20 protein-coding genes are annotated in these 21,020 nt (G+C 48.7%); 6 read left to right on the top strand and 14 right to left on the bottom strand.

What is annotated here, in order from left to right; all coding sequences use genetic code 11:
• The first annotated feature begins 1 nt into the window (after nucleotide 1).
• A complete protein-coding gene (locus tag CEK71_RS07495; protein WP_088618809.1) occupies nucleotides 2-2,497 on the top strand; it encodes an amidohydrolase family protein in 2,496 nt (831 codons plus the stop codon).
• Here the strand turns inward: CEK71_RS07495 and recJ are convergent.
• From recJ to CEK71_RS07480, 4 genes are all read right to left on the bottom strand, one after another.
• Nucleotides 2,494-4,239: a single-stranded-DNA-specific exonuclease RecJ gene (gene recJ / locus CEK71_RS07490; RefSeq protein ID WP_088618808.1), complete on the bottom strand. Its 1,746-nt coding sequence runs from the start codon at nucleotides 4,237-4,239 to the stop codon at nucleotides 2,494-2,496. The two genes, CEK71_RS07495 and recJ, sit on opposite strands and share 4 nt — an antisense overlap.
• 473 nt (nucleotides 4,240-4,712) lie before the next feature.
• Entirely contained in the window at nucleotides 4,713-4,847 is a 135-nt protein-coding gene (locus CEK71_RS23900) for a hypothetical protein (RefSeq protein WP_269766611.1), read from the bottom strand.
• Nucleotides 4,848-4,940: 93 nt separating this feature from the next.
• On the bottom strand, nucleotides 4,941-5,810 hold the full coding sequence (locus tag CEK71_RS07485) for a hypothetical protein (protein WP_088618807.1): 870 nt from the start codon (nucleotides 5,808-5,810) through the stop codon (nucleotides 4,941-4,943).
• 353 nt (nucleotides 5,811-6,163) lie between these two features.
• The gene (locus CEK71_RS07480; RefSeq protein WP_088618806.1) at nucleotides 6,164-6,448 is read right to left on the bottom strand and encodes a DNA-binding protein; all 285 of its coding nucleotides are present in this window, start codon (nucleotides 6,446-6,448) and stop codon (nucleotides 6,164-6,166) included.
• A 646-nt stretch (nucleotides 6,449-7,094) separates the two neighbouring features.
• Between CEK71_RS07480 and CEK71_RS07475 the strand changes: the two genes are divergently transcribed.
• Nucleotides 7,095-7,523: a helix-turn-helix domain-containing protein gene (locus CEK71_RS07475; RefSeq protein WP_088618805.1), complete on the top strand. Its 429-nt coding sequence runs from the start codon at nucleotides 7,095-7,097 to the stop codon at nucleotides 7,521-7,523.
• 86 nt (nucleotides 7,524-7,609) lie between these two features.
• Here CEK71_RS07475 and CEK71_RS07470 read toward each other — a convergent pair whose 3' ends face one another.
• The 9 genes from CEK71_RS07470 to CEK71_RS07430 all read right to left on the bottom strand — a co-directional run bounded on the left by CEK71_RS07470 (nucleotide 7,610) and on the right by CEK71_RS07430 (nucleotide 14,153).
• Complete coding sequence (locus CEK71_RS07470) at nucleotides 7,610-7,849, bottom strand: CDGSH iron-sulfur domain-containing protein (protein ID WP_088618804.1); 240 nt, start codon at nucleotides 7,847-7,849, stop codon at nucleotides 7,610-7,612.
• Between the two features lie 47 nt (nucleotides 7,850-7,896).
• Nucleotides 7,897-8,616 (bottom strand): hypothetical protein, encoded by a 720-nt coding sequence (locus tag CEK71_RS07465; protein WP_157679054.1) that lies wholly within the window; start codon nucleotides 8,614-8,616, stop codon nucleotides 7,897-7,899.
• Nucleotides 8,592-9,098, bottom strand: a complete 507-nt coding sequence (locus CEK71_RS07460) for a protein-tyrosine phosphatase family protein (RefSeq protein WP_088618802.1) — start codon at nucleotides 9,096-9,098, stop codon at nucleotides 8,592-8,594. Before CEK71_RS07460 ends, CEK71_RS07465 begins: the two co-directional genes overlap by 25 nt.
• A 4-nt stretch (nucleotides 9,099-9,102) precedes the next feature.
• Complete coding sequence (locus tag CEK71_RS07455) at nucleotides 9,103-9,648, bottom strand: hypothetical protein (protein WP_157679052.1); 546 nt, start codon at nucleotides 9,646-9,648, stop codon at nucleotides 9,103-9,105.
• A gap of 95 nt (nucleotides 9,649-9,743) precedes the next feature.
• Nucleotides 9,744-11,471, bottom strand: a complete 1,728-nt coding sequence (locus CEK71_RS07450) for a serine/threonine protein kinase (protein ID WP_157679050.1) — start codon at nucleotides 11,469-11,471, stop codon at nucleotides 9,744-9,746.
• Entirely contained in the window at nucleotides 11,440-12,117 is a 678-nt protein-coding gene (locus tag CEK71_RS07445) for a hypothetical protein (protein ID WP_088618799.1), read from the bottom strand. The genes CEK71_RS07450 and CEK71_RS07445 overlap by 32 nt, the downstream gene beginning before the upstream one ends.
• A 10-nt stretch (nucleotides 12,118-12,127) precedes the next feature.
• Nucleotides 12,128-12,724, bottom strand: coding sequence for a globin family protein (locus CEK71_RS07440; RefSeq protein ID WP_157679048.1), 597 nt, complete (start codon nucleotides 12,722-12,724; stop codon nucleotides 12,128-12,130).
• 33 nt (nucleotides 12,725-12,757) lie between these two features.
• Complete coding sequence (locus CEK71_RS07435) at nucleotides 12,758-13,462, bottom strand: hypothetical protein (RefSeq protein WP_088618797.1); 705 nt, start codon at nucleotides 13,460-13,462, stop codon at nucleotides 12,758-12,760.
• Between the two features lie 13 nt (nucleotides 13,463-13,475).
• Nucleotides 13,476-14,153: a V4R domain-containing protein gene (locus tag CEK71_RS07430; protein WP_088618796.1), complete on the bottom strand. Its 678-nt coding sequence runs from the start codon at nucleotides 14,151-14,153 to the stop codon at nucleotides 13,476-13,478.
• 2,234 nt (nucleotides 14,154-16,387) lie between these two features.
• Between CEK71_RS07430 and CEK71_RS07425 the strand changes: the two genes are divergently transcribed.
• Nucleotides 16,388-16,795, top strand: a complete 408-nt coding sequence (locus tag CEK71_RS07425) for a helix-turn-helix domain-containing protein (RefSeq protein ID WP_088618795.1) — start codon at nucleotides 16,388-16,390, stop codon at nucleotides 16,793-16,795.
• A gap of 167 nt (nucleotides 16,796-16,962) precedes the next feature.
• On the opposite strand, the gene CEK71_RS07420 is transcribed toward CEK71_RS07425, so the two are convergent.
• The gene (locus tag CEK71_RS07420; RefSeq protein ID WP_198328494.1) at nucleotides 16,963-17,445 is read right to left on the bottom strand and encodes a 2Fe-2S iron-sulfur cluster-binding protein; all 483 of its coding nucleotides are present in this window, start codon (nucleotides 17,443-17,445) and stop codon (nucleotides 16,963-16,965) included.
• Nucleotides 17,446-17,689: 244 nt separating this feature from the next.
• Here CEK71_RS07420 and CEK71_RS07415 point away from each other — a divergent pair, with 244 nt between their 5' ends.
• The 3 genes from CEK71_RS07415 (at nucleotide 17,690) to CEK71_RS07405 (ending at nucleotide 21,019) form a co-directional block, all read left to right on the top strand.
• Entirely contained in the window at nucleotides 17,690-18,346 is a 657-nt protein-coding gene (locus CEK71_RS07415; protein WP_088618794.1) for a biliverdin-producing heme oxygenase, read from the top strand.
• A 190-nt stretch (nucleotides 18,347-18,536) separates the two neighbouring features.
• Nucleotides 18,537-19,478, top strand: a complete 942-nt coding sequence (locus tag CEK71_RS07410; protein WP_088618793.1) for an NADH-quinone oxidoreductase subunit B family protein — start codon at nucleotides 18,537-18,539, stop codon at nucleotides 19,476-19,478.
• A gap of 2 nt (nucleotides 19,479-19,480) precedes the next feature.
• The gene (locus CEK71_RS07405) at nucleotides 19,481-21,019 is read left to right on the top strand and encodes a nickel-dependent hydrogenase large subunit (protein ID WP_088618792.1); all 1,539 of its coding nucleotides are present in this window, start codon (nucleotides 19,481-19,483) and stop codon (nucleotides 21,017-21,019) included.
• Nucleotide 21,020 lies beyond the last annotated feature (1 nt).

Below are 21,020 nucleotides of genomic sequence, written 5' to 3'. Positions count from 1 at the left end.
CATGATCATTGACCCCTCCGCCACAACCGTCCTCCCCCCTTTCGTCCTTGCCAATCATCACCTATTGGCTTTGTTGGAAAATCACCCTTTTCATCAGGCGATTTCCAAAGACAAAATGGAAGAAGCGGTTTATTTAGCTTACCAACCGTGGCAGTCTAGGCATCCTGATCATGTATTCCGTTCCCGTTGGCAATTGCTTTGTGAAAAATACCACGCCAAACCCGGAAATTGGGTTGCTCCTATGCTAAAAGCTTTGGGAAGCGGCTATCTGCAATTTCAACACGGCAAACTTCATGCAGTGCTGGATACTTATGGCGAGTGGCAGGCTGTGCTTAGCCGTATTTCCAGCTTACCCGTACAAGCCGCCGCCTATGCACATAGCAATGGAAGCAACCGTTTTGGCACACTAATCCCCACTAATACACACGGACTTTGCCCTTTAATCTACCCATACGATCCCGCTGTGGAGGATTACATCGCGCGTGAAGGCTTACACGAAACCCATTTACACCTAAACGGCAGCACCCATGCGGAAATTTGCTGGCAACGCGCTTTACTCAATCCACGCGCTGAACTATCTGATTTTTGCAAAAAATACGATAAAAACACCCAAATCCAAGAACTTTGCCATAGCATCAATCCCGCTTTAAACCCTGCAAAGCTTCGCCAAAATTTGCTTCTTGCCAAACAAATAAGGTGCTGGTTAATTGCTATTAGTGACGGTCGGGCAGAGCGGCTTGCTAAGCAAGCAGAACGTCTTGCCAAGCAAGACAAAACTTGTGCGCCTATTAATATCCAACAGCTACTAAGTGGCGGCTCGCCTTTTGCCGATGATGGACGATTTTACGATGCAGAAAATAAGGCCATACAGATTGAAATGAATTGGTTGCTTGCCTTATTGCAACGCCTGACAACAACCCCAGATCCATTAGCAGACCGCCTGTTGCACCTTTATTTGCTGCTCCAAAATGAATATTTACAACTGACCGTTCAACGGCAAGATATGTATGGTTTTGATCAGTTCCAAAAATATACCTTAACGGATTTGCGCGAACCCGCCGAAAAAGACTATCACTATCGCTTTCGGCAAATGAACGGCGCGATTCAACAGCACAGCCGCACTGGTTGGGTAGAAGGCCGCTTTGCCCCTAAAGAAAACATTGAAAAAAATAGTGCGTTGCTTACCAGCATTCTCGGCGCTTATCTGTGTTATTTACAAACCGGAAAAACAAACGCCAATACAACTTATCACAATCTTTCCAAGATACTTACGGGGCTTGAAGAACAAGTACCGCAACTCAATAGACTCGGCCACCATTCCCACCTAAAACTGACGCTAGTGGCTCACTTCGTTAAACTGTCATGGAAGCACGATAAAGAAAAAAACTATCGCCATGCCGCATTACGGCTCTCGCTAGAAACACGGACAAACGCCCTATGCCAAACCTTAGAGCATTGGCCTCTACTTCGGCACTGGCTCTGCGGCATAGATGCCGCCGCTAACGAACTACATGCCTCACCAGAGGTTTTTGCACCATTTTTCCGCGTCTGCCATCGGCATGGCCTGACCCATAAAACCTATCATGCTGGCGAAGATTTTACCCATCTTATCAGCGGCATCCGCCAAGTGGCTGACGCGCTGGTATTGCTGGACATTAAAGACGGCGACCGTATCGGTCATGGTACGGCACTCGGCATAGACCCTAAGCTGTGGCTGGCGAGTATGCCCACAAAGCTGGTAGTCCGCCAAGGCGAATGGTTGCTGGATTTACTGATAGCTTGGCGTTATCTGCGTGAATGCCCGGACAGTCAACAAGCAGCCCAAAAGCTGGCAAGTGAGGTTACCCGTTTGGCGACGATTATTTTTGCAAAACCGATGACTTGCGAAGCAACCGACATGTTAATGCAACACAGGGGGCTATGGCCTAAATTTGTCTTCGCTTGTCTCGATAAAGAAACCCCTTGGTTTTGGCAATCTGCTTCGTTCAGTGATGCGTGGCGCGAAGAAGCGCGGCTTGTCCATCAAGCCAAGGAAGAAGGCGCGGATTTAACTTCCTTAGCCGACTGGTGGCAAAACGCCAACCTTTGGCAACGCAGCGAAAAACTAATTGAGGTTGATGCCAAGCATCTCGATGAAGCGACGCTGATACGGCTTCAACAACGCGCCATGACCGATGTGCAACAGCGGCGGGTGATCATTGAAACATTGCCGACCAGCAATGTGCGGATCAGCCAATACCAGCACCACCGTGAACACCACTCGCTACGCTGGATGAAAGTACCCGGTTTTGCCAAGCCGAATGACCCTGACATTATGGTGTCTCTGGGTTCTGATGACCCCGGCATTTTCTCCAATGACCTAAGCACCGATTTTTATCAGCTCTATGCGGTGCTACGCGAACACGGTGTCACCGATATGGCCGCATTAGGCTTTTTAGCCACCATCAACGAACGGGGCAGGCAATACCGATTCCATGACCGAACGCTCTTTGGTTAAGCCAACTTCTCCAAATAATTCAAAATAAACTGCACGCTACGCTGCCCCCTAAACTCATTAATATCCAATTTATACGCGGCGACAATCCGTCTTATACCCAGCCATTGTTCCGGTTGGTCGATAAAAAAAGCAATCGCATCTATCAGCAGATGGCCTTGGGCGCAGCGTAGCACCAGTTTAAGGTGGCGTTGCCCGACGATACGCGCTTGCACGACATCAAACTCGCCGTGGAACATCGGCTCCGGGAAGCCCTGCCCCCAAGTGGCGGCATTTTGCAACAGCTCAGCCAGTTCTAAGGTTATATCCTGCTCGGTCAGTTCGCCGTCCGAGTAGACTTTTTGCTCCAGATCGACATGGTTTAAGCGTTTGCGGACGTATTCGTCAAAAACCAGGGCAAAAGCCGGATAATCGTGCATCGCCAAGGTTAAGCCCGCTGCCATGGCATGACCGCCGAATTTGCTGAGTATTTTCGGATGCGTGGTGGCGATGTCGCTTAATACGTCGCGGATATGCACCCCGGCGATGGAACGCGCCGAGCCTTTGATTAAGTCCTTGCCCGCCGGAGCGAAGGCAATTACCGGGCGGTGCAGTTGGTCTTTAATCCGCGCGGCCAAAATGCCGATAACACCCTGGTGCCAATTGGCATCGTATAAACACACCCCCGCCGGGGCGCGGTGTTCGTCGAGTTTTTTCATATCCGCCAACAAGGCCTGCGCCTCAAACTTCATTTGGCTTTCAATATCGCGGCGGTCATTATTTAGGTCATCCAACTGCATGGCAATATCGGTCGCCAGTTTGTCGCTGTCGGTCAACAGGCACTGAATCCCTAAAGACATATCGTCCATACGTCCGGCGGCATTGAGGCGCGGCCCTAAGGCAAAACCCAAATCGCTGGGGTTGAGTGCCAGCGGATTTTTGCCCGCCACTTTAATCAAAGCCTGTATACCCGGATGGCCACGGCCTATACGGATGCGCTGTAAGCCTTGATAAACCAGGGTGCGGTTGACGGCATCCATCGCCACGACATCGGCCACCGTACCCAAAGCGACATAATCGAGCAATTGCGCCAGATTGGGTTCGGGCAGTTGCCGCTCGGTAAACCAGCCCAGATCGCGCAGACGGCTACGCAAGGCCATTAAGACATAAAACATCACCCCCACCCCGGCAATGGCTTTGCTCGGAAAAGTATCATCGGGCAGATTGGGGTTGACGATGGCATCGGCGGCGGGCAAGTGTGCACCCGGCAGGTGATGGTCGGTGACCAGGACAATAATGCCCGCCGCTTTGGCGGCATCAACGCCCTCTATACTGGAGATACCGTTATCGACGGTGATCAGCACATCCGGCTGCTGTTGCTTGACCAGTTCGACAATTTCCGGCGTTAAGCCGTAACCGTATTCAAAACGGTTCGGGACGATAAACGACACCTGCCCTGCCCCCAGTAACTGCAAGCCTTGCATCGCCACCGCGCAACTGGTCGCCCCGTCGGCATCAAAATCGGCGACGATGACGATGCGTTGTTGCGTTTGCAAGGCGGTGATGAGGTGCGCGACCATCGTCTCCATGCCGGACAATAGCCACGGTGACGGTAGTTTCGCTAAGCTTCTGTCCAATTCGGCAGCTGTCAGCACACCTCTGGCGGCAAAAATCCGCGTTAATAAGGGGTGCATATCGGTTCCGTACCCTTGCTGTTTCGGTACAGGACGCAGAACAATGGTTTTTTTTATGCCTTGATAGTACATGACGTGAGATTTTAAGAAGGAAAGGCCGGAGACGGCGAAAGCAACGTCAATTATAAAGGGCTTTGGCGGGAGATAGTGGGATTTTAACGGGGGATGGGCTAAAAAAGCGGGTATCTTAAGGAATGCCCGCTGGCTGATCATGGTTAGGGATGCGCATAAAATTAAGTGGGGGTTCCATTGCATGGAAGTCTTTGGGCGAAGCCGAAGAGTTGCTCCCTTCGGCTTCGCTCAGGGAACGGCTCTTCGTCTCTACAACGGATTTATTTCGTGTGCATTCCTAAGCCAGCGGCGGCCTGGATGTTGGCATGTAGGGTCACAAGCCATCGTGCAAAGGCTAAAGACCTTTGCACTCCGCGCTAGGCCGCCCAATGCGTGACGTTATCTGAGCTTGCCGAAGGGTTCGCCACGAACGGATTAACTTACAAGACCCTTAAGTTAAACCTTCGGCTTTCAACATGGGCGGGGGATAAGCCTTAAGCGACCATAAAGTCCGCCGAAGTCATCGCCAACCCTGTACCGAGTAAGGCGACTTGTACCGCTACACCCGCACCACTGCCGTCGGCATCGTAAAACAAGCCGCCCGATACGCTGTTGTATAGCCAAGCCAATATAATTTGATATGATAATAGGCTATTGTAAAAACGATCATCTTGAATGGAAAACGAATGGCTTATCCAGCGGCATTCAGAAAAAAACTGCTTTCAGTGATGAAAGAACAGGGCCTGACCATCCCGGAAGCCGCTATAGTCTTTGCCGTAATACTCCAGGCGCAGGTATTCGGGCAGATGCTTCAGCAGCACGGTTTCGTCGGCGCCGATACCGTGCGGCAAGCGTCCGCGCGAAGCCAGGAGCGCGGAAAACCAAAGCAATTCATTGATGGCATAGCGTTTGTATTTTTTCACTTTAATGTCCTGGAACACGCTGTCTTCTTCCAGAAACATGTATTGCGACAGACGTGAAGAAAACTGCACATAGCTGACCGTTTTTAACACGTCATGGTCGCTCGCTTCGGTGGCCCGGATAGCCTGGCGGTCTGCCAAAACCATAGGGATCAGTTGTTCAAGGCCGCCGTCGAGATAAAAAGCCTGTTCGTTAGGCAACAAATATAGCGGCGGACAAGCATCATAAGTACAGATACGCGCTTTGCCGTCCGCCAAGGCTTCGCGGACAATGCCGATCAGGCTTTGTTCGGGGTCGAAGGCATCGGGCTTGGGGGTGTTTTCGGCGGGCAGAAAATGGGCCTGCACACGGCTGAACAGGTTGGCGATGCCCAACACCGTCGGTACGGTATTGCGTTTGGGGTAAGGGAGATACCAGCACGTTTGTACCGCCAATTCGTTGCTGGCCCAGACGATCAGGCGTTTGTCGGTATATTTTTCCTGTAAAATTTTGAACGCCTGCACATCCTTTTCTGAATTGATCCACACCAAAAGCAAGTTGGCCTGGGCATTGTCGGTCAGGGACCAGTCGCTGTTTAAACAACGGATAGCCAAAGAGGCGGCTTGGCGGATAAGGGCCAGTTCTTGTTCGGTGGCGGACGGTGCGAGGATGGCTAAACGTAAAAGCGGCATGGGTTGGCTCCAAAAATGAAGAGGGTTTGTTTATGCGGCCTGCCCAAGCCTCATTACAGCCCTTGATTTGTCCGTTTCGGATAAGCGTAGGCCAGTTAGGGTCTAAAAAACTCAGGCAAGTATCGGTTATTCTGGTTTTTTGTCCGTTTTAATGGGGGATGGCGAGCCGTTTTTCGGAGCGGCCTGTAGGGTTGCTTGCGATTAGGTGGTTTCTTGTTGTTAAAAAATAGTTAGCCAAATATCGCTCATCTATAGCTGCCGCCGCCGCTTTTTGCTGGGCTTTGACCTAAGCCGCCTCATAGCTACAAACTAAGATGCGAGAAATTGCCAAAAAGTCAAGATTTTGCGTAAGGCTAGAATTTGATTTTATCCAGACTGTTACCACGCCCACTGATGGTGTGCGTATCCGTTCCGTTATTAAGCTTTTGCCAACTATTCAAGCCATCTGCTTCATTACCATCTTTTATCCCCAATAATACTGCGGCCTTGTGTGATTGGCCCCGCCTACCAATGCACTTACCACGCAACAAATCACTGACAACATGGCGGGGGATGTCATGTGTACGGGCCCATTCAGTAAGGCTGATACCCTTTTTATAAAACATCTCTTTTACTTCGTCGGGAGTCTTCAGCTTCATGCGTGTTTGTGTGATCAGGCAGGTAGATATTTATATTGAACTTTAAAGAAGAATACTTCATGTGTCAACAAAAAAAAGAAGAAAACATCACTACAGGGGGGCTTGTTATTACCTGAAGTTGGTCGGGGGGTGAGGGGGCTGGGGAAAGGTTACGGAGAGTCATACTCGGATAGGTTGAAAGGTGCAGTTGTTTAGTTAATGCTTTGATGGAGTATTTTTGTAAATACTTGCCGCTCTCTTCTTTGGAAGTACAAGTGTCTAGGCATTTTATTAATCATGGCAAATAGAATAGTTAATGTTTTAATAAAAACTTACCTTTGTATAGATATAAAATAATTTAAAATTTTATGAGACTATTTATATCTTTAAAATCCATATATAGCGCATTTTAACTAATATAAAAACACCTATAGATTGCTTTATTGGCGGCACAAAACCATTAAAAAACTAACTGGCCTAAAAAATCCAGAAAAATACTATTTTTTAATATTTAAGTTATTTTTATGGGTTATTGGTTGTTGCGGTAAGGGTTGAGCCGTTACATATTGTTATTAATTTCCTTCCTAAGGCATTAGTGTGTGTTTAGTTTCCTTGTTAAGCGGTGGTAAAGTGGAGAATTTTGTGGAAGTTTAAAGAAATATTTCATATGTTAATAAAGATAAATGAAGAGAGCATCATAAAAGAAGTGGCCGCCCGCTTTCGTACAGAAAGGTTAAGATTGGGGCTGTCCCAGTATGATGTCGCCTTATTATGTAGCGTCACATCACGGTCGGTCATTTCTTGGGAAAACGGCGTAAAGATGCCTGCGCATCACTTGGCGGAATTGGCGCGGCATGGTTTTGATGTTAAATTTGTTTTGACCGCCATAAAAACCGAAGATGGAACGCACCCGAATGCAAACGTAGCTTTTCCCCCGTATAAGGCCACGAAAATTGTCGAACTGTTTGATGCCCTGAACGAGCATCAGCAAATGGAGCTTTTGGCCGCCGCCGAAGAAAAATTGCGCATTAACGAATTAACCAAAAGGGTAAACCAGTTGCAGGAATTGTTAAGTGAGAAAGTGCCGAAGCCATAAGCGGCAACGTTATTAATCACCTGCCAATTTGCCACAATGAGAGGCGGCTGATCGCTAGTCTGTCGGATAGAAAAAGTAAACGTTTTTTAAGGATCGCAATTGAAGCCGTCACAATAGGGCGCGTTTTCTGTGCGTGTACAGGTACATAAGAATACTGTCACAGATTGTTCGGCAAGAAAAGTTAACGGTGGCCTGACTGGGGGTTGGGCAGTGCAAAGGTGGGTTTTATCGCATAATGGCAGGGTAGGGCTTAAGCCGCAACCGCACCATGAATAACTGCGCCCGGCTTCGACATCGACGGGGTGGGACGTTTTTTTGGTCGTCATAAAAATCTCATCACTAACTAGAAATAGCGGGGGGCTAAGCAATTCGCCTATTGAAACAGCACCGCCATATAATCGGCTGTCCATTGTTCGCCAAAGCTCCGGTTCATCAGCCTCAAGCCTGGGGCATTCAGATGGTGGTGATGCTTATAGGCTTGTAAAAGCTGTTGGTGCCGTACCGTTTCGGATGGGCAGAACGTCTGGGCGTTTGCCAGTAAAGCTTGCATAGGGCCGGCCAGTAAGTCCAGATGTATTTGGCCTATTGCCGCCATTTGCGCTTCGTTATCAGGGCGTAAAAAAAAATCCGCTCCTGAACGGCATTGCCCAAACCAGTCGGGGGGATCGGCGGCTTGGTTCAGGTCGGGGTGGCTATGGTGCGCCGCTGCCATAAAATCGGCAACGGGTTGCGAACAGGCCATCGGCATCAGGCATACGCAATCCAATAGGGCGACGATGGGCTGTATACCCAAAACGACCAGTTCCAAGCAATAGATAGGCAGTTGCCAGTGGGCATCCGGGAAAAAAAACAGTGTCAAAATGTTGATTTTTGGTGCGTAGATATGGACAAGGCGCAGTTGCCCGTGTTCGGCAACACGAAAAAACTGTGTTTCCATAACCAATATACCGTCCAATTCGGGTCTGGCAATATGGCGAAACGTTTCGGGTAAAGCCACCGCCTGACAGGGTAGGGGAGCCAACATTTCTAGCGTCTGTTGTATGAGCGGTCGGAAGCGCATGAAGTTGGTCAAGTCGGTAGTTGGGAGGCGCACCAGTGTAGTGCCGACAAGCTCAGGCGGGTAAAAACCGCCGGGCGATGTTGGGCAAGTATCCGGGCAATAGCTTGTTGGCCAGTTTCTTGGTAGAAGTGCTGGTAAGCGGCGGCGGCAACCAGGGGCGAGCGTCCTTGGCCGCGATGGCAAAATACGCTGGTGGGTATGCGGTTTTGTAATTGTGCCTGTAAGCACTGCACTGCCGCTAACAGCGCTTGGCGTTGGTGGCTGTCGGTTAGTTGCACATAAAGGGACCCAAGGTCGCTATCGGCTAAAGCCGTTGCCTCTACAGGCGGCGCTAGGGTGAAAATGTCGGCAAAAGTAAACTGGGCAACCGTGAAAGCCGCCAGATTATAATCGGGGTAGAGTTCAAATATATCTATTCCCGAAACATTTAACAAACAGCGGATACCATTTTTTTGCCAAACCTGTAGGGTGTCACTGTTGGGTAAGCCAGAAATTAGCAGCGGATAAGCTTGCATTTGCTTAGGCAATACTGAGCAGGGGAAATTCCGCCAATAATTCCTTTAAGGCGGTTTCGCGTTGCGGATGGTCGGGTAAACGTCTGTGCGGGTGTTGGCATAAATGAATGCCGCCCCAGCGTTGCGCATCCATACAGTCTTCCGCCACCAAAATATGTGCTAAGGCCGGCAAATTGGCATTCGGCTGGTCGGCAATATCCCAGAGGATAGAAAATCGGCTCATTTCACTATAGGCGGCGGCAAAGGTGGCGGCATCATTAATATGTACCATAACCACTGCCTTATTTACCGGACTGGGATTGCTGCGCACCAGTGCTAATGCCGCCAGCAGGGTTGGCGTAGCGACGGCTTGGGCAGGGGCGAGCACCATCGGTGCGGCAATATCCTTAAAGCGGCTGCCTAGCTGGTGCAGATACTTAGTGGTTTGCAACAGGCTGGGCAGGGATTCATGGTGACTGTTGAAAGGATTCAGGGCGGCGGCAAAATGGGAGGTCGTCGCCAGTTCCAGAATTATATCGGTTTTCGGGTTTACCAGCGCTAATTCCGCCAAGGTATATACTGTCCAAATATGTGAATAAAATACACAATGTATCGGGCGCGGGGCTGTTAAGGGACGGGGAGGGTTAAAGTAATCGCTAAGAAAATTCATAAGACGGCTCGGTTTTTCAATAAAGTCATAAATAGTCCGTGATCATCTTTACATAGGGCAACGATGAAGCGGTGGTCATAAGTGGCGGCAATTTTAAGCACTTGGCTGGGCAAAGCACTTATCAACTGCGGACGTAACGTTGTGTCGCAACAATACAGCCCAGTGCGGTCACTTACCCAGAAAGCGACCCCATTAATAGCAAAAATATGGCTGATAGTACCTGTTAAGACCAGCTTACGGGGGGGGTGATGTATTGCTAAGCACCATAAACTGCATATATTACCGTCAGTTAGGTTCATTGTGACCGCTAAAATATTATGGGTATCGTAGCTTAAGCTAATGACCATGCCCTCTAATTGCCATTCGCTTACTACTTGGGCCTGCGGATCACGGAACACCACTTTATTATTAGCGAGGCCTTCACTGATGACAATGCAACCGTTACCGAGGATATGCACTTGGGGCTTGAGCAAATAATTGCTCACCCCAAACCGAATGGCGGCAGGCTCTTGCCTAAGTTTGTCGTAATAATAAAAAAAAGTATTGCTCCACACGAGCTTACGGTAGCCGACATGCCACGTTTTGAGGTCGTTCAGGCATTCTTTGAGCAGCCATTCCGCACTGCCTCCTTCCTTAGTCAACTCAACAATCTGCACCCGTGAAGGCGTAGCATAGGCTAGCCTGTCAACGCCCAAAATTTGTAGCGGATAAGGGGTCAAAAATCTCCATAGCGGCTGCTGCGGTTGCTGAGGGTCAATAAGGGTTTCATAACCCTCATACATTAAGCCGATTAAAGGGTAGCCATTGATATGGAAGCAATCTATTGCCACAGGTTCTTCCTCTAGCGGCAACCGCCACCTAGCATGGATGCTAACGGGGGTTAAGACGGCAGTCTGCCACTGGCTTGGGCAAATTAATATCTTGTTTAATAAAGCTAACGCCGCCTCGGCACTCTGTAGCCGTTGTTGAGGGTCTTTCACCAATAAATGGTCAATAAAATCGCGTAACCCCGTCGGTTGGATACCGCTCAAAGACGGGACGGACGCTAAGTTGGCTTGGGTTATTTCTTTAACGGTACCGACAAAAGGCCGCCGCCCACAAGCCATTTCAAAAGCGATAACCCCTAGGCTGTATAAGTCGCTGTTGAAAAAGAAGCGGTTTTTAATCCGTTCGGGGGCAATATAGGCCGGAGTGCCTTGGACATGCTGCCCCTCTTGGGCTTCGCGTAACATGCACACCGCCCCCAAATCAATCAGGACAAAATCGGCGGGGCCGTGGGCTTGTGGGCGTAACATGATATTTTCCGGCTTAATGTCGCAATGGATGCGGTTAAGCCGATGCAAATACGCCAAAGCCGTCAAGATGGCCTGCAAGCAAAGGATGGTCGTTTTAAGATCCAGCTTGCCTTGCTCCGCTAATAATTGCGCCAGACTGCCGCCCTCCAGATAGTCATAGACAATACAGGCCATACCATCGGCGCGGTGGAAGGTATCCAAACAGCGCTGCACATTAGGGTGGCTGAGATCAAACGCGGCATTGATCTCGCGCAAATAAGCCCCTTTGGCAGAAGGCTTAAAGCATTTGATCACCACCTGAATGGCCGACTGGGTGTCATACCCCAGTAAGACCATACTGGCGGCGCTCTCATTCAGCATTTCCTCGACGTTATAGCGTTCAGGAAACAAGTCACCGTCAGGTGGTTTGTAATCGTGCCAAGACTTCATTGGGATCCAGCTCATGTATCTTTAATTGCCCTAACGCGGCGATGCGTTCTGCACCGCTGATCAGGAACTCACTCGCATTGGCTCCCGAATATTGATAAGACACTTGGAGGCAATCCAGTTCTTGTTCGCTGATACCGGAAAAAATACTTTGCAACATACCGGCGATCATAAAGTCGACAGGTGTGTCCAGGTGTTTTAAGGTATTGGCAAACAGGCTGTTGCTTAAATTGGCGCGGACGATGCCGTGGCTTTCGGCGCTATCTAAGTAAAAGCGCATTTTCCCCCAACCATGATTGGCGAAATAGGCTTCCAATAGGGCAATATAACTGTCGACACTGAGTGCGGCGGTTTTTTGCAGCGTCGCGGCTTGCAGCTCTTTTTCTAAAGACAGGCTGACCCGTTTGCCCCAAATAACGCCGCAATTTTTTAAGATGAGTGACCAAGCATCACCCGACTCATATTTCAGGACATCATAAATGGCATGGATAATATCAGATGACAAGTAAATGACCCGGACATCGGTATTGCCGAACACGGTGCCGGCATTCATATCGAAGGTTTGGGCTGCCTCGCTAAAAATCTTTTGTAAAATTTGGGCGCTGAGCTGCTGGGCAGACGCGCCGGTTTCATCAAAGGTAGTCGTCATGGTGTCATACTCATTCTGAAGCAAGGATATCAACGGCTAACTGTAAGTGCGGTTGCAACAAGGCAAAGGCTTGTGGCGACAGCACTTGCTTATAGTTCATCAGCAACCGCGCGTAAGTTTCGTAAATGGCCCGCTGCCTTTTCGGTAAGGTATCGGCGTGGCGGGTAATTTCAGGGTAGGGCAGTTCTTGAGCCGGAGTCACGCCGGGGCGTTCTTCACGCGCAGGATAGGAGAACGCTTGCAAAATGGTTTTTAACCAAATTAACAGCTTGTCACGGAACCAATCCGGCTCGGCCATTAACATGCTATGGGTCGCATAGACGCTGACATAGCTGACATCACGGACACATTTGTCTTTCGGGAATTCGTGGTATTTGGCAAACGGGTATAAGAAAAAAACTTGTTTGATCGTGGTAGTGACGGTGGCCAATTCCGCCGCAATGACTTCTTGTGCGGCAGCGACCCGGTCAGCATAATCAGGCACTAAAGCCAGATACTGCTGGAATTCGGCATCGGTGAAATGGCGGCTTTCGGCAGCTAAAAAAAGTTTGGCGATTTCAGGGTTGTCGCGTAACTTGGCAGGGGGTTGGGTATTAAGTGTAGTCATAAATGTGCGCATACCAAAAGAAATTAAATGATGTTAAACGCGGCTCGACCAAGGCAAGGCTTTAAAAAAACTTGCCGCTGGTATACCTTGCTTGCCGACGCTCCGCTGTGCCGCTTGCAGGGCGGTTTGTGTAGCGATAGCGGCAATGCCGGCAAAGTCGCCGCTGTTTATGCCGGGAGCTGCACTATGGCCTTGCCAAGGTAGGGTTCGGAAAAACGCCTTGCTGGCTTTGGGCATTTGCGCAGGTGGTAAGGCGGCATCAGTAAAGCTGACAGATACTGTTGTGCCTTGCCAAGGTAACGCCCGAAAAAATGCCTGGCTAGGCTTACCTTCTACGGGTTTAATCGGTTCGGGCAGCGGCTCTACAGGTAATGTCAGCACGGCGGCAACGCTAGGCTCCGCACTGGCCGCCATTATCGGCGCCATCGGATCGGCTTGCCAAGGTAAGGCTTGGAAAAAGACCGCACACGTCGGTGTGCCTGCCACTGTCGTAATGGCTTCGGGCAACGGTTCACTATCAACAGCGCTACTGGCTAAAGCCATTACCGGGGCTGCTTCGGCCAACGTTAGTGCTGCTGCCGGCTCTGGTATTGTTGGGGCAGGCGGGGGAGCCAATGCCTCTGCCGCCGCCAATGGCAACGGGTCGGCAGCTAAAGGCGTGTCCGTCAAGGCTGCATTTAAAATAACCAGCGTACTTTTGAAATAGTCCAGTTGCCTAGGCGTGTAGGTGTCTACCATAATAGTTGCCTTATTAGCCGAGTTTTTCGAGTATTTCCGTCGCCGTAGCGCCTTCTTTAGACCAAAACTCCGCCGCGTTCATCAGTTTTTGCGAACCGACCAAAAACTTACAGACATCATTGCCCATGGCGTAGCATTGGATTTCGATACAGCCGCGTTCTTCGCGGTCATAAAAGGAAAACACCCCGGCAAAAAGGCCAGCGTACATGTGGCAAACCGGCTTGCCCGCTAAAGCCATCGACTGGGCCACCGCCGAGTTGCGTAACTCAATGACGGTCAGGCCTTTACTTTGTAAAGCCTCGTTATCCTTGTCGCCCATAGTCAAACGCCAACCGCCAAAGCCTTGGATGGTCAACGGCCACCACCATGTTTCCATAACAAACTGCTTGTTCATTTGCCAAATATCCAACTTACCGCCGCCATATTCATGGCGCATCCGGTTGTTAAAGCGTTTCATGTCCAACAACGCCCATTGGTGGCCGGTTTTATACATCAAGAGTCCGGCAGAATCGCCGATTTCTTCTTCAATCCCTAAATGCAGGCCGTTAATGAACGATTCGCTGACTTTCGCCGCCCGCTCACCATCATTCAGATAAATGGCGCCTTTTTCTGGATCTGCTTTAAAAAATTCGTCAGGATAATAATAATTGTGATACCCCTGAAAACCGCCATCGGTTACGTCAATCGCCATAAACTCCTCCGTTTACAATGTAATACCCTGCCGAAAGCAAAGGTCGTTGAGCTTTTTTATAGACCAGTATTTTTGACTTTTTCTATAGTAAAGTTAGGTATCGACAGAGAGAGCGAAAACTCTGCCAATAGTTAAATTGTGTAAATTTTCTCTGCACATAAAAAATCACATTGCCAGACAGGCTGCTTTAACATCAAAGTTCTATCTGGGTTTTGATTTTCACATAAATCCACCCTCCATATCGGAGGGGCGGGTTGGGTATTTATGCCCTTTGGGCTGATCCCGACAAAACCTGCTATGCTCGGCGCGGCAAACGGGGATAAAGCACGCTACTGCGTAACATCAGTACATGTATAATATGACGAAAATGACGATAAGTCCATTTTTAAATTTGCTGCAATTTTTTTATAACCGTTCATGCCCACCCTTATTTAAGCCGCTAATTTGACGGCATCAACTTTTCCTTTTTTTGGCAGGCAGCCTCATTTGTTAAATACGCGGACATCGCGGTGATGTCATCGAGACGGTTGCAGCTCTGCAATTGACAGGTCACTGTTGTGGCCATCATCTTTTCGACAAATAAGTAGCCCGTCGGATCGTCAAATTATTCGCCGTCCTGATCCCTTCAGTACATAGAGTATGAGAAAATAATCATAAGTCCATTTTTAAAAGCCACTAAAATTTATAGGACTGCCCCTCTCAAAATGCGGCGACAGGTTTTGCGAAGCCCATCCGAGCACCATGGAAGGCTTCTGGTTGCCATTGCGTTCCTAGCTGGAGCCCCTCTTATCGGGGCATATCACAAACGTTGTACCGCTATATCTGAGCTTTCTTGAGTTTGTCCCTAATGTCAGAAAATGCGGTAAAGACGGTTATTGTCAAACAGCCAACAACCCCATATTGAGCCATTTTTTTCATGTAGATGGGTAAGTTTTTTACCATCTAACGCTATTCTGTTGATAATTATTTTTTGATTTATTTGTACTTAACTTGTTTTTTATAAATAACGTGCAAGTATATGATTTTTATGGTATTGTATTATTTGCTTATCGCGCCTAAACGCTTCAGGGCTTTCTTTCTAAAGGCGGCAACGGTCTTTGGGTTGCCCATTTTCAGATAGGCTTAGGCCATATAGGGAGCCTAAAGAAACCAAGGCAAATATTGATCTGTTTCTTCGTTAATTTTGATGAAACTATAGTGGGCGGTTTTATGGAGCTCTGCGCCGTTTGGTCGTTCACCGGTATGCTGTTTCTTGTGGGTAAAAATAACCCAGAAGCTTATGGTCGCCATATTCATTTCTGTTATTGGGCTTGATTTTTGCTGTAACTGGTATATGACAATATGGATAAAAAGCGTTCGCCCGGTATGATTGCAAGGTAGTTATAAGATAATAATGGTAAGCGTTTACGCAACGCCGCTTTGGCAGGAGGGCAAAATCCCCTCTGGCTAATTGCCATTTTTGATCCTAATAATACGGCGGTCTTGTATGATTGGTCTCGCCTACACCAATGAACTAAAAGTAGGCCTTTATGTGTTTTTTAACATTCGTTAAACCATATATAAAGGGCACACCCAATGCCAAAAGATAGGCTCCCGTACGGGTTAGCCATCTATGGCCACTATGCAGATTCGCTTACGCGGTCTACGGCTCCGGCGCTCGTGAGAACAAATCCCTTTATGTCCCTGAAGGTATGTCGGAATGAACGGTGCTTCCTATATTCTTTCGGTGAGCCTATAGGGCATGGGTTCTGCAAAATTGATATTAAAAGGCTTTCGCACCACTATTTACCATGCAATAAGTCGCTGACAACATGGCAGGGTATGCCATGTACACGGGCTTATTCAGTAAAGCTGATACCCTTTTATAAACATCTCTTTCGCTTTGTTTGGAGTTTTTAATTTCATGCGTTCTAGGCCAATGGATATTTGCATTGAACTTTAAAGAAGAATACTTCACATGTCAACAAAAAATACGAAGAAAACATTACCTGAGGTCGGAAGGTACTATCTGGAGTTAACGTCGAAACGGCTGAGGATAAGCTGGAGAAATGTTATGGGGAGGCTATGCTCGGATAGGTTGAGAAGTATTGTTATCTGGTTAATACACTGCCCAGAGTTTTTATTGGTTTTATGCCTAAGACAATTCGATAGGGGTAGTTTTTTATTAAGCGGTGCTAAAGTGAAGAATTCTTCGGGAATTTAAAGAAATATATTTCATATGTTAATAAAGATAAATGCAGAAAGAAAGCATCATAAAAGAAGTGGCCGCCCGCTTTCGTACAGAAAGGTTAAGATTGGGGCTGTCCCAGTATGATGTCGCCTTATTATGTAGCGTCACATCACGGTCGGTCATTTCTTGGGAAAATGGCGTAAAGATGCCTGCGCATCACTTGGCGCAATTGGCTCGGCATGGTTTTGATGTTAAATTTGTTTTGACTGCGGTAAAAACCGAAGATGAGCCGCGTCCGAATGCCGCCGACCCGTATAAGGCCGTGAAAATTGTCGAAGTGTTTGATGCCCTGAACGAGCATCAGCAAATAGCGCTTTTGGCCGCCGCCGAAGAAAAATTGCGCATTAATGAATTGGTCAGAAGGGTCAACCAATTGCAGGAATTGTTAAATGAGAAAACGGCGAAGTTATAAGGGACATAAGTCAGTTATCTGTCGGTTTTACACAATAAACGGCTAAAGGCCTTGTGCTCCGCCGTATAAGCAGTTGCGGGCGCAATGGGTCTTTAGTTTTTGCGTGATGGGTCTAACCGCGCGTACCTATTACACGGTAGCCCGGACGCAAGTGCCGTTGGTGGTTGTTATAAGTCACCGTTTTTGACTTTTTCTATATCGACATTTAAATGTTGTAATTTTTCAATAATCGAGCGGATAATGATTTTATTGGCAGGAACCAGTATATCGCCTGTAACGGGGTGTAATATGGGTACTTGGGTGCGCTGTCCAATTAGCTGTTCTAAAGACTCGAAAGAATCGATATATAAGCCGTCCGGTAACGCCACTTCTACCCCTTCGCCCAAGACTTTGGCTTGGCAAGAAAGGCGGCTATTAGCTTGGGCGCCCGTTAATACCGCTAACGTCAAGCTTTCTCTGGGCGTAGGGGGGCTTAACTGTTCAGGATGTTTGGTCACATAAACATGGCAGGTCGCGCAGAGGCCGCGTCTGCTACATAACTGCTTCACTTCAACATGACGTTCGAGCAGTACGTCCAATAAATGGGTTTCGGGCATGACCTCGACGGTGCGCAAGCCTTGGGCTTCAAACCTTACTTTTATTGCTTCCATTATGTCCTCTCTATGTGTATTGCTTAAAATAATAATTAACAAGGTGATAGGGATGCCGGTGACCTAAAGGCGGGGCTAAAATATAGACGGGGGGGGCGGCATTTTTGTTGAATTGCAAAACCTGAACGCCCTTAAATTTGGCAAGGTCTGGCAAATGCGGGCTATTAAAGGCTAAACTATGGGTTATGTTATCCCTTAAAATGCGCCTTAACCAGCAGTCTTTATATTTTTATACAGTAAAATTATGCAAACGCAACCTTCGATAAGCCTTCCCGCCGATAATAATCACCCGAATATTATGGTGCGCCTAAAAAATGACACGCAAGCCGCCCATCAGCACCTAGAAAAAGCACCTTGCTTTAAACGCTTATTTGCCAAAGATTATCGTTTAAACGAATATGCCCAGTTGTTAAGCTATTTTTACGGTTACTTTTCTGGCATAGAACCTCTGTTATTTGATAATTTACCCGCCGAACTGCATAGCCAATTGCTCTATCGCCGCAAAACCCATTTGTTGCAACAAGATCTAAACGTTTTGGGCATTAATAGTGCTGGCAACTTGCCTATCTGCGAAGCATTACCCGATTTGACAACGTTTGCCCAAAAAATGGGTGCATTGTATGTCTTAGAAGGCTCGTTATTGGGCGGTCGGGTGATAGGCCGGCATTTAAGCCAACAATTAGGTGATGATGTTAGCTCAGCATTGAATTTTTACCATTGTTATGGGGCGGATTTAGAAACGCAATGGCGCGGTTTTGCCGTTTTAATGACGCAATGTTTTGACTCCCAACCAGAGGCGGAGATCAATGCCGTATTGGCTTCGGCAACCGCTACTTTTACTACGTTAGGGCAATGGGTTGCTGTCTGTGCGGCGAAAGAAGGGTCAGGCGATTTTTTGTAAATGTGTTTAAGCTTATTGCCGAAAAAACTTGAAAATTAATAATATCTTATAGATAATTTCGATAGCGGTTAAAATACTAATACTTGCTTAAGCTTGTAATGTATCGGCCACAAGCATGGCTTTTAAGGTTGTTAAGGCTAAAAAGGCTTGGCGGGTAGTCTTTCTGGCGAATAGTCTCAAGGAGATGGTTATGACAACGTTACTTTGGCTGCAAACGGGTTCCTGCGGTGGCGATACTATGTCGATTCTTTGTGCCGACAGCCCGTCAGTGGAAGAACTTGTGGATGAATACGGTATACAAATGCTCTGGCAACCTTCTTTATCTATGGAACCGACGGGGCGGCTGGAAACATTAATCGAAGCCATTCTCGCAGGACAACAAACCCTCGATATTTTATGTATTGAAGGCAGTATCATCACCGGCCCGGATGGTTCGGGCATGTACGATCCTTATCGTGGGCGTTCAAAAATGAGTTTGGTTAGGGAACTGGCCGAAAAAGCGGAATATGTTGTGGCATTAGGCACTTGTGCGGCTTATGGCGGTGTCCATTCCGCCCCGCCCAATCCTACTGACTGCCTCGGTTTACAGTTCGACAAAAAATCCCCCGGCGGCTTATTGTCGGTAGATTGGCGTTCGCGTAAGGGTTTGCCGGTCATTAATATCTCAGGTTGCCCCGCCCATCCCAATGCCATGACCAAAACGCTGGCCATGCTGGCAATGGGGCTTCCGGTGGAACTGGACCATATTAACCGTCCTAAAGTCTTTTTCAATACCACGGTGCATCAGGGCTGTACGCGTAACGAATACCATGAATACGATGTGGAAGACGCCGCATTCGGCGGAAAAGCCTGCATGTTTTTTAATCTGGGTTGCCAAGGGCCGGTCACGATGGCGATTTGCAATACCGAACTGTGGAATGGCCGCAGCAGCAAGACCCGCGCGGGTGTGCCGTGTTTCGGCTGCACTTCCCCTGACTTTCCGTTGGATCATGATTTGTTCGATACCGAAAAAATTGGCAGCATTCCGGTGCATTTGCCGATGGGCGTAGAACGGGCCAATTATATGGCTTACAAAAGCTTGGCCCATGAAGCCGCGCCCGAACGGGTGCTGAACAAGACGATGGATCCTTAGTTATGTCCAGAAGAACCATTCAAATTGATCTGAACCGCGTTGAAGGCGATTTGGATTTCCAGTTGGAATTGGAAGACGGCAAAATCGTCGATGCCCGCTGTATCGGTTCCCTCTATAGGGGATTCGAGCAAATTCTTGTGGACCGGAATCCGAAAGATGCTCTGGTGATTACGCCACGCATCTGCGGCATCTGCGGCACGGCGCAATTAAATGCGGCGGTGCTGGCACTAGAACAAGTCGGGCGTATCCCCGTACCGCCGGCCGCAGTCCGTATCCGCAACCTGTGCTTGATGGCCGAAACGGTGCAAAGCGATTTGCGGCAATCCTTCCTGTTCTTCACGGCGGACTTTTGTCATCCCAAATACCGCCATAAACCGCTTTATGAAAAAGCCCGGGCGGCTTTTCTGCCGTTCAAAGGCTGGGTGCACTGCGGCGCCCTCGAATATTCGCGCCATATCGTCGAGATAATCGCCCTATTTGGCGGCCAATGGCCACACTCCTCTTATATGTTACCCGGAGGGGTAACGACCCCGGCAAGCCAGCGCCACATTATCGATAGCCTGTCTATTGTCAATAAGCTGACCCGTGGCTTTGAGCAGATGGTATTGGGGGGCGACCTAGAAACTTGGTTGGCGTTGCAATCGGCTGATGACTTCTTCGCTTGGCTAACCGCAAAAGGCAGCCATGCAGACAGCGCCATCGGACTGTTCACCCAAATGAGCCGCGATATCGGCCTACACCGCGTAGGGTTCGGAACGCCGCACATGCTCAGTTATGGTGCTTATGACGACCCGGACGCTGCCGGCACTTTCCCGCCACAGCACCAACGCTTGTTCAAGGCCGGTTTCCTTAATGGCGATACGGGTATTATCGAAGCGTTTGAGCAAGCCGAGATTACCGAACATGTGCGCTATTCTTGGTTTCAACCTTATGCAGGCGGCCGCCATCCGTTTCAGGGGCAAACCATTCCTGATTATCAACCCCATTCTGACCGCTATACTTGGTGTAAGGCTCCCCGTTATCAAAATAAAGTCGTGCAAACCGGCCCCTTGGCCGATGCCCTCATTAATGGTGAGGCATTGATCTGTTCGCTGTATCAGGCCGAAGGCGGCAATGCTTGGCTACGCCAATTCGCCCGCTTACACCGTACCGCCCGGCTGTTGCTGAAAATGCGCGAAACCCTGCACCAATTAGCGGCGCACCCTAACGCCCCGCATATCATTAACCCCCCGGAAAAAGATATTCCGGACGGCGAAGGCTTTGGTTTGGTAACGGCGGCACGCGGGGCATTGGGTCATTGGGTGCAAATCACCGACGGCGTTATTAGCCGTTATCAAGTCGTCACGCCAACCGCTTGGAACGCATCGCCTAAGGATAGCGAAGGCCGGCATGGGCATTGGGAGAGCAGTTTGCTCGGTCTGGCGGTCGATGACCCTGAGGATTTGGTGGAAATAGGCCATATTATCCGCTCACACGACCCGTGTCTGGTCTGCACCGTGCATGTGCTCGATACAGGCAAACGCACAACATTATGGCTTTAAT

Origin of the sequence: Methylovulum psychrotolerans, assembly GCF_002209385.1 — a bacterium.
GTDB lineage: Bacteria > Pseudomonadota > Gammaproteobacteria > Methylococcales > Methylomonadaceae > Methylovulum > Methylovulum psychrotolerans.
The sequence above is the reverse complement of the archived record's forward strand: the minus strand, read 5'-3'. Positions and strand labels throughout refer to the sequence as shown.

Coding starts and splice junctions, on each gene's coding strand:
- CEK71_RS07495 (WP_088618809.1), top strand. CDS start 2: ATGATCATTGACCCCTCCGCCACAACCGTCCTCCCCCCTTTCGTCCTT.
- recJ (WP_088618808.1), bottom strand. CDS start 4,239: ATGTACTATCAAGGCATAAAAAAAACCATTGTTCTGCGTCCTGTACCG.
- CEK71_RS07485 (WP_088618807.1), bottom strand. CDS start 5,810: ATGCCGCTTTTACGTTTAGCCATCCTCGCACCGTCCGCCACCGAACAA.
- CEK71_RS07480 (WP_088618806.1), bottom strand. CDS start 6,448: ATGAAGCTGAAGACTCCCGACGAAGTAAAAGAGATGTTTTATAAAAAG.
- CEK71_RS07475 (WP_088618805.1), top strand. CDS start 7,095: ATGTTAATAAAGATAAATGAAGAGAGCATCATAAAAGAAGTGGCCGCC.
- CEK71_RS07470 (WP_088618804.1), bottom strand. CDS start 7,849: ATGACGACCAAAAAAACGTCCCACCCCGTCGATGTCGAAGCCGGGCGC.
- CEK71_RS07460 (WP_088618802.1), bottom strand. CDS start 9,098: ATGCAAGCTTATCCGCTGCTAATTTCTGGCTTACCCAACAGTGACACC.
- CEK71_RS07450 (WP_157679050.1), bottom strand. CDS start 11,471: ATGAAGTCTTGGCACGATTACAAACCACCTGACGGTGACTTGTTTCCT.
- CEK71_RS07445 (WP_088618799.1), bottom strand. CDS start 12,117: ATGACGACTACCTTTGATGAAACCGGCGCGTCTGCCCAGCAGCTCAGC.
- CEK71_RS07440 (WP_157679048.1), bottom strand. CDS start 12,724: ATGACTACACTTAATACCCAACCCCCTGCCAAGTTACGCGACAACCCT.
- CEK71_RS07435 (WP_088618797.1), bottom strand. CDS start 13,462: ATGGTAGACACCTACACGCCTAGGCAACTGGACTATTTCAAAAGTACG.
- CEK71_RS07430 (WP_088618796.1), bottom strand. CDS start 14,153: ATGGCGATTGACGTAACCGATGGCGGTTTTCAGGGGTATCACAATTAT.
- CEK71_RS07425 (WP_088618795.1), top strand. CDS start 16,388: ATGCAGAAAGAAAGCATCATAAAAGAAGTGGCCGCCCGCTTTCGTACA.
- CEK71_RS07420 (WP_198328494.1), bottom strand. CDS start 17,445: ATGGAAGCAATAAAAGTAAGGTTTGAAGCCCAAGGCTTGCGCACCGTC.
- CEK71_RS07415 (WP_088618794.1), top strand. CDS start 17,690: ATGCAAACGCAACCTTCGATAAGCCTTCCCGCCGATAATAATCACCCG.
- CEK71_RS07410 (WP_088618793.1), top strand. CDS start 18,537: ATGACAACGTTACTTTGGCTGCAAACGGGTTCCTGCGGTGGCGATACT.
- CEK71_RS07405 (WP_088618792.1), top strand. CDS start 19,481: ATGTCCAGAAGAACCATTCAAATTGATCTGAACCGCGTTGAAGGCGAT.